The organism is Streptomyces sp. NPDC003035, assembly GCF_042888285.1.
GTDB lineage: Bacteria > Actinomycetota > Actinomycetes > Streptomycetales > Streptomycetaceae > Streptomyces.
This window is the reverse complement of record NZ_JBIAPJ010000005.1, coordinates 93,500-109,882: the sequence shown is the minus strand read 5'-3', so window position 1 is coordinate 109,882 and position 16,383 is coordinate 93,500. Positions and strand designations below refer to the sequence as shown.

Genomic DNA, 16,383 nt, shown 5'->3' with positions numbered 1-16,383 from the left:
TCGCATTTTCGGAGCAGTTTCGGAGGACAGCTGTGGGACGACTCTTCGGCACGGACGGTGTGCGCGGTGTTGCCAACGCGGATCTGACGGCGGAGCTGGCGCTCGGCCTGTCGGTCGCGGCGGCGCATGTGCTCGCCGAGGCGGGGACCTTCGAGGGGCATCGGCCGACCGCGGTGGTCGGGCGTGACCCGCGTGCGTCGGGAGAGTTCCTGGAGGCCGCCGTCGTGGCGGGCCTCGCGAGCGCGGGCGTGGACGTCCTGCGGGTCGGCGTGCTGCCCACCCCGGCCGTGGCGTATCTCACCGGAGCGCTCGGCGCCGACCTCGGTGTGATGCTCTCCGCGAGCCACAACGCGATGCCCGACAACGGCATCAAGTTCTTCGCCCGCGGCGGTCACAAGCTCGCCGACGAGCTGGAGGACCGGATCGAGTCCCTCTACGAGGAGCACCGCACCGGCGCCCCGTGGGAGCGGCCGACCGGTGCCGGCGTCGGCCGGGTCAGTGACTACGACGAGGGCTTCGACAAGTACGTCGCCCACCTCATCGCCGTCCTGCCGAACCGGCTCGACGGGCTGAAGGTCGTCCTCGACGAGGCGCACGGTGCTGCCTCGCGCGTGTCGCCCGAGGCGTTCGCGCGCGCCGGCGCCGAGGTCGTCACCATCGGTGCCGACCCCGACGGCCTCAACATCAACGACGGCTGCGGCTCCACCCACCTCGACCTGCTCAAGGCGGCCGTCGTCGAGCACGGCGCGGACCTCGGCATCGCCCACGACGGCGACGCGGACCGCTGCCTCGCCGTCGACGCGGCGGGCAACGAGATCGACGGCGACCAGATCCTCGCCGTGCTCGCCCTCGCCATGCGCGAGGCCGGGACGCTGCGGGGCGACACCGTTGTCGCGACCGTGATGTCCAACCTCGGCTTCAAGATCGCCATGGAGCGCGAAGGGCTCCAGCTGGTGCAGACGGCGGTCGGCGACCGGTACGTCCTGGAGTCGATGAAGGAGCACGGCTTCGCCCTCGGCGGCGAGCAGTCCGGGCACGTGATTGTGCTCGACCACGCCACCACCGGCGACGGCACGCTGACCGGCCTGATGCTGGCGGCGCGGGTCGCGGCCACCGGCAGGTCGATCGCGGAGCTGGCCTCCGTGATGGAGCGGCTGCCGCAGGTGCTCGTCAACGTGCGGGACGTCGACAAGACGCGCGTGGCCACCTCGGGCGAGCTGGCCACGGCGGTCACCGAGGCCGAGCGCGAGCTGGGCACCACCGGCCGCGTGCTGCTGCGTTCCTCCGGGACGGAGCCGCTGGTACGCGTGATGGTCGAGGCCGCCGACATCGAGCAGGCGCGGGCGGTGGCGGGCCGGCTCGCCGACGTGGTGAAGTCGGCGCTGGGCTAGCCCTTTTGAGGGCTGACGACGAGTGAGCCCCGCCGCCCGGGAGACCGGGAGGCGGGGCTTACGTATGTCAGCGTTCGTGTGTCGGCGCTCGTCAGCGCTTGCCGGTACGGGTCCAGTGGCCGCGCTGGGTCCGCCAGAGCAGCTTCTGTCCGTACAGCGTCAGAATGCCCGCCAGCATGATGCCGAGCAGGTTCAGCAGCAGCTGCTCCGCCGAACCCCACATCTGGCCGACATCCCCGTAGCTGAGGGCCACGGCGGCGTTCGCGGCGGCCGGGACCGTCGTGACCGAGATCGCGACGCCCACCAGGGCCCCGGACTTCGACGAGGTGAGCGAGAGCACGCCGGCCATGCCGGCGAGCACCGCCACGACGAAGGAGAACGGATCGGGCTGCCAGATGAAGCTCGTGTTGGGCCGGGGATTGTCGAGCTGATCCGCGCTGAACAGGCCCAGCGCGTCCATCCCCAGGCTGAAGACGGTCGTCGCCGCGATCGCCGCCGCGAAACCGACCAGCAGCGCGATCAGTGAGCGCGCGGCCAGCCGCGGAGCCCGTCGCACCACCCCCGTACAGACACCGGCGAGCGGGCCGAACTCCGGGCCGACCGCCATCGCGCCCACGATCAGGACCGCGTTGTCCAGGACGACACCGCAGGCCGCGATCATCGTCGCGAGGATCATGAACGCGCAGTAGGTGATCGAGAGGGTCGACTCCTCGTGGGTCGCCTCGGAGAGCTGTTCCCAGAGCACCGCGTCGGCGGCCTCTCCCGGAGCCTCCTCCTCGGCCTCGTCCGCGCGCTTGGACAGCGAGAGGTCGATGTTCTCGACCGCGATCGAGCCTTCCTGAGGGATGTTCAGTTCGCGAAGTCCCTGCAGCAGTTCGTCGCCGGCCTCGCGCGCGACGTCACACAGCACGAGGTCGCCGGAGGGGTCGCGGGCGGCGCCGGGCAGGACGACCAGATGGGTGGTGCCGACCGTCTTCTCGATGAGCTGGACCGCCGCCTCCGTCTGCTCGGGAGGGACGATTATCCGCAGATGCAACATCCTCAGAGCTTACGGAGGCTCAGGCGCTGCACCTTGTGGTCCGGGCCCTTGCGGACGACGAGCGTCGCACGCCCGCGCGTGGGAGCCACGTTCTCCAGCAGGTTCACCTTGTTGATCGTCCGCCACATCGTGCGGGCGTAGTCGAGGGCCTCCTCCTCGGAGACCTGGGTGTAGCGCTGGAAGTACGAGAACGGGTTCTGGAACGCCGTCTCGCGCAGCTTGCGGAAGCGGTTGAGGTACCAGCGCTCGATGTCCTCGGGCCGGGCGTCCACGTACACCGAGAAGTCGAAGTAGTCGGCGAGACCGACCCGCGTCCGGCCGTCCTTGCCGGGCAGCGCCGGCTGCAGGACGTTGAGCCCCTCGACGATCAGGATGTCGGGGCGGCGCACGGTCAGCCGCTCGCCGGGGACGATGTCGTAGATCAGGTGGGAGTAGACCGGGGCGGTGACCTCGTCCTTGCCCGCCTTGATGTCGGCGACGAACCGGGTCAGGGCTCTTCTGTCGTACGACTCGGGGAAGCCCTTGCGGGACAGCAGCCCGCGCGCCTTCAGCTCCTCCATCGGGTAGAGGAAGCCGTCGGTGGTGACGAGCTCCACGCGCGGGTGCTCGGGCCAGCGGGCGAGGAGCGCCTGGAGGAGGCGGGCGACGGTGGACTTGCCGACGGCGACGGAACCGGCGACCCCTATGACGAAGGGCGTGCCGCGCTGCTCGCCCCGCTCGCCGAGGAAGGTGTTCAGCGCGCCGCGCAGGCCGCTGGTGGCCTGGACGTACAGATTGAGCAGGCGGGACAGCGGCAGATAGATGTCCCGCACCTCGTCGAGGTCGATGACGTCCCCGAGGCCCCGCAGCCGCTCCACCTCGTCGGCGGAGAGGGGCAGCGGCGTCTTGTCCCGCAGCGCGCTCCACTCGGCGCGGGTGAGGTCGACATACGGCGTGGCGTCGGGGCCCCGTCGGGGCGCGGCGCCGTTGCCGTTGCCGTTGGCGCTTCGTGGCGGCGAGGTGATCACCCCGCCATTGTCGGGGGTCCGGGGGGATTGTGGGGGGTGGGGTGGGTCACGTGGCGGAGCGGCGCGGGTGCGGGACGCGCGGGTGTGGGCGTTCTGGCGGGGCGAGTTTCCACCGGCTCATGAACAGAGCCACGCGAGGGGTCACCAGTCGGCGGGATAGCTCTTGAGGCTGCTGGTGGCGAGTGTCCAGCGGCCGGCGGTGACGGTGTCACCGAACGCGTAGGGGACGGAACGGCGGTACTTCGTCCCATCGGGGCCGTCTGTCGGCTCGGAGTGGACGGTGACGGTCTGCTTCTTGTCCCTGGGGTCCACGACGACGTAGACCGGAATTCCCATCTTGGGGTAGTCCTTCAGCTTCTTGCGGATGTCGTCCAGGGAGTTGCTGGGTGAGACGACTTCGACGGTCATGAGGACGTCGCGTGCGTTCACGACCTTCGCGGTGTCGTCGGCATCCGCCTCCCTGATGACCATGAGGTCCGGGATCTTGGTCAGGCCGCTCACCGGGTCGTGCATGTTGGTGTCGCTGAGCGCGATGACCTCGGGCGCCTGGGCCTCGATCTGGCGCCGCAGCCGTACCACGTTGAGCCCGTGGGGGGCTGTGGGGCTCATCATCGCCACGAGGATCATGCCGTCGGTCGTCTGCACCTTCCACTGGCCTTCGTGGTGCTCGGCGAGCTCCGCGATCTGCTCCGTCAAGTCATGCAGGCGACGCTTCTCGTCCGGGGTGAGGTCGGTCATGGTGTCCTCCGGGTAGTCCCCGGCCAGCGTATCGAGCCGAAGTGGCTCAGGCCGCCTGGATGAGGTCGTGCGGCGGTGCCAGTTCGCACCAGAGGAGTTTGCCGCCGCGGCCGAAGACGTCGTCGGCCAGCGGGTAGCCGCCCCAGTTGTCGGCGCAGTGCTGGACGAGCAGGAGGCCGCGGCCGGTGGTGCTGTCGGTCGGCGGGTGGGTGGGGACAGCCCGTAGCGCGCCGGGGGGACGGTCGAACGGGGGCGGGATCAGCGGGTTGGTGTCCCAGACGCTGATACGGAGCCAGTCGCCGTCCATGCGGCGCAGGCGGAGCATGGACGGACCGTGGGAGTGACGGTAGGCGTTCGTGAGGAGCTCGCAGGCGAGGAGTTCGGCCGTGTCGAGGCGGTCGGCCATGCCGTGGCCGGCGAGGGTGGCGCGCAGGGTCATGCGGGCGACGCGGGGTGCGCGGGGGTCGTGGGGGAGGTGAAGGACGTACGACCAGGGGGCGTGCGGGGATGGGGATACGGTGGTCACGGAAGTCTCCTGCGGGGAGGTGGAGTTGGATCACTCGACGACGAGACCGTGCGGTGGCAATGTCGCGGTGCGCGGTGCGCTTCCGGCTTACCGGCCAGACCGGTTGAGCGGCGTGGGTCACACCGTAGAGCGAGCGCTGGGATACTTGCTACAGATTCCCTGGGAACTACCCAAAGTGACGTCGTGTGGGTGACCTGCCCGTACGGATGTGTGGAGATCGGAGAGCCTTGCCCCCCAGCACTACCCCCACCTTGCGCCAGCAGCGGCTCGGCATCGAGCTGCGGAAGCTCCGGGAGAGCTCGGGGCTCACTTCGACCAGCGCGGCGGCGGCCCTCGGTATCAGCCAGGCGCGGGTCAGCAGCATCGAGTCGGGCCGCTACCCGGTGAGTGCTGAGCGTGTGCGCACCTTCGCCCGCACGTACGACTGCGCGGACGAGGCCCTGATCGAGGCGCTCTGTGCGATGACCGGAGGGCGGACCCGGGGCTGGTGGGAGGAGTATCGCGAGTACCTTCCCGCTGCCCTCGTGGACTTGGCCGAACTGGAGCATCACGCCGTCGAGTTGCGCGTCGCCCTGGTGATCCATATTCCGGCACTGCTGCAGACCGCGGATCACGCACGGGCACTCTTCAGGGAGGTGGCGCCCCCACTCCTGCCCTATGAGGCGGAGCACCGGCTGACCCACCGCATCAAGCGGCAGGAAGTCATCTACCGGCCTCAGCCCCTTCCGTACACGGCGCTGATCCACGAGGCCGCGCTCCGCATGGGACTCGGGGGGCCGGAGGTCGCCCGTGCGCAGCTGGAGCACATCGTCGAGATGAGCGAGCGCGACAACATCACCGTCCGGGTACTGCCTTTCGGTAGCGGTGCCTTTCCCGGCACGGGGCAGCCCATCGACTACGTCTCGGGCGTGGTGCCCAAGCTGGACACCGTCCAGGTCGACACCCACTTCGGCTGCGAATTCCTTGATGCCGAGGCCCAGCTCATCAAGTTCCGGTCCGTGCTCGACCGCCTGGAGGCGTCAGCCCTCAAGCCGTCCGAGTCCCGGGACTTCATCCACCGGCTCGCCCGTGAGATCTGAGGAGGGGCGCGAAGTGCCCACGTACGAGTGGAGGAAGTCCTCCTACAGCCCGGACGGCTCCAACTGCGTCTGCGTCGCCCTCGCCCCCGACGGCACCGTACGGCTCCGCGACAGCAAGGTGCCCGCCGTCGTGGTCAGCGCAAGCCCCCGTGCCCTGCGGGTGTTCGTCGATGCCGTGGGTGGGGGAGCCTTGCGGTCGCGTAACGGTTGAGAATTCCGTGATCATCGGACTGGTGTGCGCATAGGGTGCTCACAGATTCGCCTGCCCGAGACGAGAGTTGAACCATGAGAGCCACCGCCCTTCGCCGTACCGCCATCACCTCCTCCGTCGCCTCGCTGGCGCTGGTGCTCGCCGCCTGCAGTGGGGCGAAGGAGGACGGTGGCGACAAGGGGAAGGACGCGCCCAAGGCGTCCGCCTCCGCCGCCCCGGACGCCAAGGCGCTGTCCGTCGCCGAGCTGGAGAAGCTGATCGTCGAGCAGGCCGATCTCAAGGGCTACCAGGTGCAGAAGGGCGAGTCCCCCGACGCGCCGAAGTCCAGTGACGTCACCGCCGACAAGGCCGCCTGCAAGCCGATCGCCGACGCCATGTCGCTCATCGCGACCGGTGACCCCGCCGCCAGCGTGCAGCGCAAGGCGATCGCCGAGCCGAAGAAGGACAAGGCGGAGTCGCCGGAGGACATCATGGGCGCGCTCGGCGCCCCGGTGACGACCGTGACGCTCGGCTCGTACGACGGTCAGGGCGCCCAGGACGCGTTCGCCTCGCTGAAGAAGGCCGGCACGGAGTGCGCCGGCGGCTTCACGCTGAACATCGCCGGCGAGCAGACGAAGATCGGCAAGATCGCTCCGGAGCCCGTCACCGCCGGGGAGGAGGCGGTGGCCTTCACCGTCACCTCCGACATGGACGGCAAGCCGTTCATCACCAAGGCCGTGGCCTTCCGCAAGGGCAACACGCTGGCCTCCTTCTCCGTCATCAGCCTCGCCGGCGTCGTCAAGGAGCTGCCGACGGCCGTCATCGACGCGCAGGCGGCCAAGCTGCGCTGAGTCCGGGCCGGCGGACGCCTTCGGTCGTAGGCTGCCGCCATGTGCGGAATCGTGGGTTACGTCGGCGGGCAGTCGGCGCTTGATGTGGTGATCGCGGGCCTGAAGCGGCTCGAGTACCGGGGCTACGACTCGGCCGGCGTCGCGGTGCTCTCCGACGGGGGACTGGCCGCGGCGAAGAAGGCGGGCAAGCTCGTCAATCTGGAGAAGGAGCTGGTGGACCGGCCGCTGTCGAGCGGATCCACCGGCATCGGGCACACCCGCTGGGCCACCCACGGCGGGCCGACCGACGTCAACGCCCACCCGCATCTCGACAACGCGGGGCGCGTGGCCGTCGTCCACAACGGCATCATCGAGAACTTCGCCGCCCTCAGGGCCGAATTGGAGGAGCGAGGGCACGACCTGGCGTCCGAGACGGACACCGAGGTCGTGGCCCATCTCCTCGCCGAGGAGTTCTCCTCCAGCGGCGACCTGGCCGAGGCGATGCGGCTGGTCTGCCGACGGCTCGACGGCGCGTTCACGCTCGTCGCCGTCCACGCGGACGAGCCGGACGTCGTCGTCGGCGCCCGGCGGAACTCGCCCCTCGTGGTGGGCGTGGGCGAGGGGGAGTACTTCCTCGCCTCCGACGTCTCCGCCTTCATCGCGCACACCCGGGCCGCGATCGAGCTCGGGCAGGACCAGGTCGTGAAGCTCTCCCGGGAGGGCGTCGACGTGACCGACTTCGCCGGCACGCCCGCCGACGTCCGGGCCTACCACGTGGACTGGGACGCCTCGGCCGCCGAGAAGGGCGGCTACGACTACTTCATGCTCAAGGAGATCGCCGAGCAGCCCAAGGCCGTCGCCGACACCCTCCTCGGCCGGATCGACGCCGGCGGGCGCCTCCGGCTCGACGAGGTGCGCATCCCCGACGCGGTGCTGCGGGAGGCCGACAAGATCGTCATCATCGCCTGCGGCACGGCCTTCCACGCCGGAATGATCGCGAAGTACGCCATCGAGCACTGGACGAGAATCCCCTGCGAGGTCGAGCTCGCCAGCGAGTTCCGCTACCGGGACCCGATCCTCGGCCAGCGCACGCTCGTCATCGCCATCTCCCAGTCCGGCGAGACGATGGACACCCTCATGGCGCTCCGCCACGCGCGCGAACAGGGCGCGAAGGTCCTCGCCGTGTGCAACACGAACGGCTCGACGATCCCCAGGGAGTCCGATGCCGTTCTCTACACGCACGCGGGGCCGGAGGTCGCCGTCGCGTCCACGAAGGCCTTCCTGACGCAGCTGGTGGCCTGCTACCTGCTGGCGTTGTACCTGGGGCAGGTACGCGGGACGAAGTGGGGCGACGAGATCCACGCGGTGATCCGGGAACTCGCCCGCATCGCCGACGAGGTCGAGCGGGTCCTGGAGACCATGGAGCCGGTACGCGCGCTGGCCCGCTCGCTCGCCGACAAGGACACGGTGCTCTTCCTCGGGCGGCACGTCGGCTACCCGGTGGCCCTGGAGGGCGCGCTGAAGCTGAAGGAACTGGCGTACATGCACGCCGAGGGCTTCGCGGCCGGCGAGCTGAAGCACGGGCCGATCGCCCTCATCGAGGAGGACCTGCCGGTGGTGGTCGTCGTGCCCTCGCCGCGCGGGCGGTCCGTCCTGCACGACAAGATCGTGTCGAACATCCAGGAGATCCGGGCCCGCGGAGCGCGGACGATCGTGATCGCGGAGGAGGGCGACGAGGCGGTCGTTCCGTACGCCGACCATCTCATCCGTATCCCCGCAACGCCTACGCTGCTCCAGCCGCTGGTCTCCACCGTGCCGCTCCAGGTCTTCGCCTGCGAACTGGCGACGGCGCGCGGCAACGAGGTGGACCAGCCGCGCAACCTGGCGAAATCTGTGACCGTGGAGTGATGAGCGAATGATCATCGGGGTGGGGATCGACGTGGCGGAGATCGACCGCTTCGCCGCGTCGATCGAACGGACGCCGGGGCTGTTGCAGCGCCTCTTCGTCGAGCGGGAGCTGCTGCTCCCGAGCGGCGAGCGGCGCGGGACCGCCTCCCTCGCGGTGCGGTTCGCCGCGAAGGAGGCGGTGGCCAAGGCGCTCGGCGCGCCGGGCGGGCTGCACTGGACGGACGCGGAGGTGTACGTCGAGGGCACCGGCCAGCCCCGGCTCCGGGTGCGGGGCACGGTGGCGGCACGGGCGGCGGAGCTGGGGGTGCGGCACTGGCATGTGTCGCTGAGCCATGACGCGGGGGTGGCGTCGGCGGTCGTGATCGCGGAGGGCTGACGCCTCGGTGGGGTCGGTGCGGGCGCCGGGTCTGCGAGTCGGCGGGTCGGTGGGGTCGGTGCCGGTGCCGCGGGTCGGCGGGGTCGGTGGGGTCGGCGCCGGGTCCGCGAGTCGGCGGGGACGGGGGCCGGGCGGCGGCATGAGGTGTGCGGCAGACTGCGGGACATGCGTACCGCTTACCGCGTGGAGACCGTACGGGCCGCCGAGGCCCAGCTGATGGCGACGCTGCCCCAGGACGCGCTCATGCAACGGGCGGCGGCGGGACTCGCCGCCGCCTGTTTCTCGCTCCTCGGGCGAGGCCATGTGTACGGGGCGAGGGTCGTGCTCCTCGTCGGCAGCGGGGACAACGGAGGCGACGCCCTCTACGCCGGGGCGCGGCTCGCGCGGCGCGGGGCGGGGGTGACGGCCGTCCTGCTCGGCTCGCGCGCCCACGAGCGCGGGCTCGCGGCGCTGCGGGCGGCCGGCGGGCGGGTGGCGGAGGACCCGTACGAGCCGCTCGCCGTGGCCGATCTCGTCCTGGACGGGATCACCGGTATCGGCGGACGCGGTGGACTGCGCCCGGACGCCGTCCCCATCGCGCGGGCGGCGCGCGGCTCCGACGCGGTCGTGGTCGCGGTCGACCTGCCGAGCGGTGTGGACGCGGACTCCGGGGAGGTCACGGGGGAGGCGCTGCGGGCGGACGCGACGGTGACGTTCGGGACGTACAAGCCCGGGCTGCTCGTCGACCCGGCGCGGGAGTACGCGGGGGCGCTGCGGCTCGTGGACATCGGCCTCGGTGACTTCCTGCCGTCCGTGCCGGAGCTCCAGGCGCTCCAACACGAGGACGTGGCGCGTCTGTTGCCCGTGCCCGGCGCGGAGAGCGACAAGTACCGGCGGGGTGTGGTGGGCGTGGTCGCCGGCTCGGCGCGCTATCCGGGGGCGGCGGTGCTCGCGGTGGCGGGGGCGCTGCGGGGCGGGGCGGGAGCGGTGCGGTACGTCGGTCCGGCGGGCGAGGCCGTGATCGCACGCCACCCGGAGACGCTGGTGCACGCCGGGCCGCCGGCGAAGGCGGGGCGGGTGCAGGCGTGGGTGGTGGGACCGGGGCTCGGTGACGGGCCGGGGGTCGCGGACGCGCTGGCCTCGGACGTACCGGTCCTGGTGGACGCGGACGGACTGCGGGACCTGTCGGCGTCGGTGGTCCGGGGGCGTACGGCGCCGACGCTGCTCACCCCGCACGCGGGCGAGGCGGCGGCGCTGCTGGGCGTCTCGCGGGAGGCGGTGGAGGCGGGGCGCCTTGAGGCGGTACGGGAACTGGCGGCGCGGTACGGGGCGACGGTGCTGCTGAAGGGTTCGACGACCCTGGTCGCGTCGGGTGCCGAGCCGGTACGGGTGAACCCGACGGGCACGTCCTGGCTGGCGACGGCGGGCAGCGGGGACGTCCTGTCGGGCCTGGCCGGTTCCCTGCTGGCCGCGGGCCTGCGCGCGGCGGACGCCGGGTCGGTGGCCGCGTACCTCCACGGGCTGGCGGCGCGCCGGGCGTCGGGGGGTGCGCCGATCGCGGCGAGCGATGTGGCGGCGGCCTTGCCGGACGCGTGGCGCGACGTGACGTCGTAGGGCGTGGGTCGCCTGCTCCCCCGCCGGATCCCACCCCCGGTTGGGCGAACCCGTTGGACCAGGCGTGGGGTTGGGCGGGCGCGGTACGCGGAGGGCGGGTTGGCTGGGCGGGTGATCAGATGGAACTCGCCCTCTCGTGCCGTGACGCTGCTGCTCGTGGCCGCAGCCGCCCTTCCGCTGACCCCCGCGCCCGCCCTCGCCGAGCCCGCGCCCGCCCTCGCCGAGCCCGCGCCGCCCCCGCCCGCGCCCGCGCCCGCATCCCAGACGTCCGCCGCGGACGACCTCGTCCCCGGCCTGCCCGGTGTCGGGCAGCCCGAGTACCCCATGGACACGCCCGACCAGGTCCTGCCGCCCCTCCAGCAGGAGGGCGCGGGCGTCCCCGTGCCCGAGCCCAAGGCGCCCGTCGACGAGCTGGTCGAGTACCTGCCGCGCAACGCCGGCGCCGCCGCCTGCACCACGCTGACCGGGCCCCACCAGCGCCGGGTCGAGCAACTGCTGAAGCTCAAGGTCGACGGCAAGCAGTCCGCCGCCGACTGCAAGGCGATCCGCGCGTTCCAGGTGAGGGAGAAGATCAAGCCCGCCCAGGGCTACGCCGGCCCCGTCACCTGGGCCCGCGCCGAGCTCCTCGCCGCCCGCAAGAACCCCAACGCCGCCGGGAAGTGCCCGGTCACGACGTACACCGTCGCCTGCGTCGACCTGAACCGCGAGCTGATGTGGGTGCAGAAGGGCAAGAAGGTGACGTTCGCCGTCGTCAACATCCGCAGCGGACGGCCCGGCTACCGCACCCGTACCGGCTGGAAGAAGATCTACTGGCGCAACAAGGACCACTGGTCGACCATCTACAACACGCCCATGCCCTACGCCCAGTTCTTCGACGGAGGGCAGGCCTTCCACGCCGTCTACGGCCAGCTCGCCACCCCCACCGGCAGCCGCGGCTGCGTCAATCTCAGTCACGCCCACGCGAAGAAACTCTGGGACGTGCTGCGCAAGGGTGACCGGGTCTACATCTGGGGAAAGCGGCCCGGGGGCTGACACCTGAGAGGGCTCGGGAGCGACACCTGAGAGACTGGGCGCGATGACTGAGACACCGCCGCCCCGCAGAGCCCGCGCCGAGATCGACCTCGGTGCGCTGCGTGCGAACGTCCGCACGCTGCGCGCCCGCGTCGCGCCCCACGCCCAGGTGATGGCCGTGGTCAAGGCGGACGCGTACGGACACGGCGCGATCCGCTGCGCCCGCGCCGCCCTCGACGCGGGCGCCGCGTGGCTCGGTACCGCCACCCCGCACGAGGCGCTCGCCCTGCGCGCCGCCGGGATCACCGAGGCCGACGCCCGGATCCTGTGCTGGCTCTGGACCCCCGGCGACCCCTGGGCCGAGGGCATCGAGGCCGGCCTCGACATGACCGTCAGCGGGATGTGGGCCCTGCGGGAGGTCGTCGAGGCGGCGCGCGCGACGGGGAAGCGGGCCCGTGTCCAGCTCAAGGGCGACACCGGCCTCGGCCGCAACGGCTGCCAGCCCGCCGACTGGCCCGAGCTCGTCGGCGAGGCCCTCAAGGCCGAGAGCCAGGGCCTGCTCAAGGTCACCGGACTCTGGTCGCACTTCGCCTGCGCCGACGAGCCCGGCCACCCCTCCATCGCCTCCCAGCTCGACGTCTTCCGCACGCTCCTCGACTACGCCGAGAAGGCCGGCGTCGAGCCCGAGGTCCGGCACATCGCCAACTCGCCGGCCACCCTCACCCTGCCCGAGACGCACTTCGACCTCGTACGGCCCGGCATCGCGATGTACGGCGTCTCGCCCGGCCCCGAGGTCGGCACCTCCGCCGACTTCGGCCTGCGCCCCGTCATGTCCCTGAAGGCGAGCATCGCCCTGGTCAAGCAGGTCCCGGCCGGCCACGGCGTCAGCTACGGACACCACTACGTCACCGAGGGCGAGACCCACCTCGGCCTCGTGCCGGTCGGATACGCCGACGGCATCCCGCGCCACGCCTCGGGCCGCGGCCCCGTCCTGGTCGGCGACAAGGTCCGCACCGTCGCCGGCCGGGTCGCCATGGACCAGTTCGTCGTCGACCTCGGCGCGGACACCGTCGAGCCCGGCGCCGAGGCGCTGCTCTTCGGCCCCGGCGACCGCGGCGAGCCCACCGCCCAGGACTGGGCCGAGGCCGCCGACACCATCGCGTACGAGATCGTCACCCGCATCGGAGCACGCGTCCCGCGCGTCTACGTGAACGGGTAGAACGGATAAGCACCGACCGAAGGGGAGCGGCAGTGAGCGAGTCCAGCACCGACAGCTGGCGGCGTGCCGGATTCGCCGGCGCCGCGATAGGCGTGCTCGCCGCCGGTGCGGCGGCCGGCGTCGCCATCGAGCGGCTCACCGTCGGGCGCGGCATGCGCCAGAAGGCCCGGCTCGCCCTCGACGCCTCCGCCCCTTACGGCGCCCTGCGCGGCGTCCCCGGCAAGGCGCTCGCCGACGACGGCACCGCGCTGTACTACGAGGTCGACGAGGTCGAGCCGGACCCGCCCGCCCCGCGACGCCGACGGCTCTTCGGCCGCAAGGCGCCCGCTCCCGTCACCGTCGTCTTCAGCCACGGCTACTGCCTCTCCCAGGACGCCTGGCACTTCCAGCGGGCGGCGCTGCGCGGCCTGGTCCGTACCGTCCACTGGGACCAGCGCAGCCACGGCCGCTCGGCCCGCGGGGTGGCCCAGTCCGGGCCCGACGGCGTCCCCGTCTCCATCGACCAGCTCGGCCGCGACCTCAAGGCCGTCATCGACACGGCCGCGCCCGAGGGGCCGCTGGTCCTCGTCGGGCACTCGATGGGCGGCATGACGATCATGGCGCTCGCCGACGCGTACCCCGAACTGATCCGTGAGCGGGTCGTCGGAACGGCCTTCGTCGGCACCTCGGCGGGCCGGCTCGGCGAGGTCAACTACGGGCTGCCCACGGCCGGGGTCAACGCGGTGCGGCGGGTTCTGCCCGGCGTCCTGAAGGCGCTGGGCGCGCAGGCCGAGCTCGTCGAGCGGGGCCGCCGGGCGACGGCCGACCTGTTCGCCGGGCTGATCAAGAAGTACTCCTTCTCCTCCCGGGACGTCGACCCGGCGGTCGCCCGGTTCGCGGAGCGGATGATCGAGTCGACGCCGATCGACGTGGTCGCGGAGTTCTATCCGGCCTTCGCCGACCACGACAAGGCGGCGGCGCTCCAGGTCTTCGCCGAGATCCCGGTGCTCGCGCTCGCCGGCGACCGCGATCTGGTCACTCCCAGCGCGCACACCGAGGCCATCGCCGACCTGCTGCCGGACGCGGAGCTGGTCATCGTGGACGACGGCGGCCATCTGGTGATGCTGGAGCATCCCGAGGCGGTGACGGACCGGCTGGCCGACCTGCTGGCGAAGGTCGGAGCGGTGCCCGCCACGGCGGCGAAGGCGGGTTCTCGCAGCGGTTAAGTTGGCTCGTATGGAACAACCGCACTCCACTGCCACCCTGGACATCGACTCCCCGGAGGAGATGCAGGAGATCGGCCGTCGCCTGGCCAAGCTGCTCCGCCCCGGCGACCTCGTGATGCTCACCGGTGAGCTCGGCGCAGGGAAGACCACGCTGACCCGCGGCCTGGGAGAGGGCCTCGGCGTACGCGGCGCCGTCACCTCCCCGACCTTCGTCATCGCCCGCGTCCACCCGTCTCTGGTCGGCGGCCCCGCGCTGGTCCACGTCGACGCGTACCGCCTCGGCGGCGGCCTCGACGAGATGGAGGACCTCGACCTGGACGTCTCGCTGCCCGAGTCGGTGGTCGTCGTGGAGTGGGGCGACGGCAAGGTCGAGGACCTGACGGACGACCGGCTGCACGTGCTGATCCACCGGGTGGTCGGCGACACGGACGACGACCGGCGCACGGTCGTGCTGCGCGGGATCGGCACGCGGTGGGCCGACGAGGACCTCGGGCTGAGCTGAACGTACGTAGGTTCCGACAAGGTGTCGGGAAGATGTTGCGTCGGCCGTACGAGCCGTGGTGACATGGATGCACGAGCTGGTTAGGTGTACCTAACCTACGGGAGGCATGCATGGCGGCGCCAGAGCGCGAGCGCGCGGAAGAGCGCATCTCGATGAGTGAGCTGCTGGCGTCCTGCGCGGCGGCGGACGCGGTGTCGACACCCCCGCGCACACCGGACCCGGAGGCCGTTCGCCACGGGGCCGACGAGGACGCCGAGCGGCAGGCCGTCGAGCGGCGGAGAGCCGACCGGCGCGAGGCCGCGTAGGCGCGTCTTTCACGGCACGGGCGCGTCATGTCACGGCACAGGCGCGTCCTTACCGCATGGGTGCGTCACGGCACAGGCGCGTCAGGGCGTCGCCCGTACGAGGGAGGCGCCCGCCCCGCCCGGTGAGGGCGTCAGGCGACGACGACGACCTTCGCCCCGATCGACGCGAACGTCCACATCGCCTCGCCGTCCGCCCGCTTCATCCGGATGCCGCCCGTCTTCCGCGCCGGGTCCGGCGTCGGCAGCGAGCCGTCGACCGCCGCGCTGAAGCCGATCGCCACGTCCTCCACGGTCGTGAACCGCACGACGTGCTCGATCTGCACGCCGTCCGAGCCGCGGACCGAGCCCGAGCGCGAGGTCACGGTGTACGCCCCCGGTACCGGGTGGACCGTGCTCGGCATCACCGAGAAGGTGTGCGTGGCCTGGCCCTTCTCGTCCACCAGCCACACCCGGCGCTCGGCCAGCGCGTACACCACGCGCGCACCGCTGCCCGAGTTCGCCGGGACGGCGAGGGGATCCCTGGGGGGCGCCTGGGGGCCGCCGGTGATGGTGGCCGCCGGGGCCGACGTCGTGGGCCTCGGCTCGGCCGAGACATCGGCGGGCGCGTTCGCCGACGCCTGGTAGGCGAGGAAGGCGACCGCGGCGACCGCCGCCGCGGTGAGCCCGGCCACGAATCCCGAGCTGCTCCGTGCCACCGTGCCGACCTCCTGTACGTATGTATCGGTGGTGACGGTAGCAGCCGTACGCCCTGGGGGACGGGGCGCCGTGCCTGGCGGCCGGGAGCCGTAGGCTGTTTGCGTGCTCTTGCTCGCCATGGATACCGCCACCCCCGCCGTCACCGTCGCCCTCCACGACGGCGAGTCCGTCGTCGCCGAGTCGCGGCAGGTCGACGCCCGCCGCCACGGGGAGCTGTTGCTGCCCGCCGTCGACCGGGTCCTCAAGGAGGCCGGGCTGACCCTCGACGCGGTCACCGGCGTCGTGGTCGGCGTCGGACCGGGGCCGTACACCGGACTGCGCGTGGGTCTGGTCACCGCCGCGACCTTCTCCTCCGCGCTCGGCGTGCCCGTGCACGGCCTGTGCACGCTGGACGGGCTCGCGTACGCCTCCGGGATCGAGGAGCCGTTCGTCGTCGCGACGGACGCGCGCCGCAAGGAGGTCTACTGGGCGCGGTACGCCGACTCCCGTACGCGCGTGACCGACGCGGCCGTCGACCGGCCGGCCGAGATCGCCGAACAGGTCGCCGGGCTGCCGGTCGTCGGCGCCGGCGCGCGCCTGTACCCCGAGGTCTTCCCCGACGCCCGCGACCCCGAGCACCAGTCGGCGGGCGCGCTCGCCGCCCTGGCGGCCGAACGCCTCGCGGCGGGCGCCGACTTCCTCGACCCGCTGCCGATGTACCTGCGCCGGCCCGACGCCCAGGTGCCGAAGAACTACAAGGTGGTCACCCCCAAGTGACCGGGGTGACCC

18 protein-coding genes are annotated in these 16,383 nt (G+C 72.1%); 13 read left to right on the top strand and 5 right to left on the bottom strand.

Annotation, left to right across the window (positions count from 1 at the left end; all coding sequences use genetic code 11):
* Positions 1–32 precede the first annotated feature (32 nt).
* Positions 33–1,391, top strand: a complete 1,359-nt coding sequence (gene glmM, locus ACFYV5_RS17065; RefSeq protein WP_355105150.1) for a phosphoglucosamine mutase — start codon at positions 33–35, stop codon at positions 1,389–1,391.
* A gap of 91 nt (positions 1,392–1,482) precedes the next feature.
* Here the strand turns inward: glmM and ACFYV5_RS17060 are convergent, their stop codons facing one another.
* The 4 genes from ACFYV5_RS17060 to ACFYV5_RS17045 form a co-directional block, all read right to left on the bottom strand.
* A complete protein-coding gene (locus ACFYV5_RS17060; RefSeq protein ID WP_389169082.1) occupies positions 1,483–2,430 on the bottom strand; it encodes a DUF389 domain-containing protein in 948 nt (315 codons plus the stop codon).
* A gap of 2 nt (positions 2,431–2,432) precedes the next feature.
* Positions 2,433–3,437 carry a type I pantothenate kinase gene (gene coaA / locus ACFYV5_RS17055; RefSeq protein ID WP_355105154.1) on the bottom strand — a complete coding sequence of 335 codons (1,005 nt, stop codon included), beginning with the start codon at positions 3,435–3,437 and terminating at the stop codon, positions 2,433–2,435.
* 141 nt (positions 3,438–3,578) lie between these two features.
* On the bottom strand, positions 3,579–4,175 hold the full coding sequence (locus ACFYV5_RS17050; RefSeq protein ID WP_389169079.1) for a Uma2 family endonuclease: 597 nt from the start codon (positions 4,173–4,175) through the stop codon (positions 3,579–3,581).
* A gap of 46 nt (positions 4,176–4,221) precedes the next feature.
* On the bottom strand, positions 4,222–4,701 hold the full coding sequence (locus ACFYV5_RS17045) for an ATP-binding protein (RefSeq protein WP_389169077.1): 480 nt from the start codon (positions 4,699–4,701) through the stop codon (positions 4,222–4,224).
* Positions 4,702–4,928: 227 nt separating this feature from the next.
* On the opposite strand from ACFYV5_RS17045, the gene ACFYV5_RS17040 reads away from it, so the two are divergent.
* The 11 genes from ACFYV5_RS17040 to ACFYV5_RS16990 all read left to right on the top strand — a co-directional run bounded on the left by ACFYV5_RS17040 (position 4,929) and on the right by ACFYV5_RS16990 (position 14,919).
* Complete coding sequence (locus ACFYV5_RS17040) at positions 4,929–5,780, top strand: helix-turn-helix domain-containing protein (protein ID WP_389169076.1); 852 nt, start codon at positions 4,929–4,931, stop codon at positions 5,778–5,780.
* Positions 5,781–5,793: 13 nt separating this feature from the next.
* A complete protein-coding gene (locus ACFYV5_RS17035; protein ID WP_389169075.1) occupies positions 5,794–5,991 on the top strand; it encodes a DUF397 domain-containing protein in 198 nt (65 codons plus the stop codon).
* 74 nt (positions 5,992–6,065) lie between these two features.
* Positions 6,066–6,821, top strand: coding sequence for a hypothetical protein (locus ACFYV5_RS17030; RefSeq protein ID WP_389169073.1), 756 nt, complete (start codon positions 6,066–6,068; stop codon positions 6,819–6,821).
* Positions 6,822–6,860: 39 nt separating this feature from the next.
* Entirely contained in the window at positions 6,861–8,708 is a 1,848-nt protein-coding gene (gene glmS / locus ACFYV5_RS17025; RefSeq protein WP_389169071.1) for a glutamine--fructose-6-phosphate transaminase (isomerizing), read from the top strand.
* A gap of 7 nt (positions 8,709–8,715) precedes the next feature.
* Positions 8,716–9,084 (top strand): holo-ACP synthase, encoded by a 369-nt coding sequence (locus ACFYV5_RS17020; RefSeq protein WP_355105168.1) that lies wholly within the window; start codon positions 8,716–8,718, stop codon positions 9,082–9,084.
* Between the two features lie 165 nt (positions 9,085–9,249).
* The gene (locus ACFYV5_RS17015) at positions 9,250–10,677 is read left to right on the top strand and encodes an NAD(P)H-hydrate dehydratase (RefSeq protein ID WP_389169070.1); all 1,428 of its coding nucleotides are present in this window, start codon (positions 9,250–9,252) and stop codon (positions 10,675–10,677) included.
* A gap of 147 nt (positions 10,678–10,824) precedes the next feature.
* Positions 10,825–11,709, top strand: a complete 885-nt coding sequence (locus ACFYV5_RS17010; protein ID WP_389169944.1) for a L,D-transpeptidase family protein — start codon at positions 10,825–10,827, stop codon at positions 11,707–11,709.
* A gap of 43 nt (positions 11,710–11,752) precedes the next feature.
* Entirely contained in the window at positions 11,753–12,907 is a 1,155-nt protein-coding gene (gene alr / locus ACFYV5_RS17005; RefSeq protein WP_389169068.1) for an alanine racemase, read from the top strand.
* A 32-nt stretch (positions 12,908–12,939) separates the two neighbouring features.
* Positions 12,940–14,112, top strand: a complete 1,173-nt coding sequence (locus ACFYV5_RS17000) for an alpha/beta hydrolase (RefSeq protein WP_355105174.1) — start codon at positions 12,940–12,942, stop codon at positions 14,110–14,112.
* 10 nt (positions 14,113–14,122) lie between these two features.
* Positions 14,123–14,614, top strand: a complete 492-nt coding sequence (tsaE, locus tag ACFYV5_RS16995; protein WP_389169066.1) for a tRNA (adenosine(37)-N6)-threonylcarbamoyltransferase complex ATPase subunit type 1 TsaE — start codon at positions 14,123–14,125, stop codon at positions 14,612–14,614.
* 110 nt (positions 14,615–14,724) lie between these two features.
* Positions 14,725–14,919: a hypothetical protein gene (locus ACFYV5_RS16990; protein WP_355105178.1), complete on the top strand. Its 195-nt coding sequence runs from the start codon at positions 14,725–14,727 to the stop codon at positions 14,917–14,919.
* Positions 14,920–15,050: 131 nt separating this feature from the next.
* Here the strand turns inward: ACFYV5_RS16990 and ACFYV5_RS16985 are convergent, their stop codons facing one another.
* Positions 15,051–15,590, bottom strand: a complete 540-nt coding sequence (locus tag ACFYV5_RS16985) for a hypothetical protein (RefSeq protein ID WP_389169939.1) — start codon at positions 15,588–15,590, stop codon at positions 15,051–15,053.
* Positions 15,591–15,717: 127 nt separating this feature from the next.
* On the opposite strand from ACFYV5_RS16985, the gene tsaB reads away from it, so the two are divergent.
* Positions 15,718–16,371, top strand: coding sequence for a tRNA (adenosine(37)-N6)-threonylcarbamoyltransferase complex dimerization subunit type 1 TsaB (tsaB, locus tag ACFYV5_RS16980; RefSeq protein WP_355105180.1), 654 nt, complete (start codon positions 15,718–15,720; stop codon positions 16,369–16,371).
* Positions 16,372–16,383: the final 12 nt, after the last annotated feature.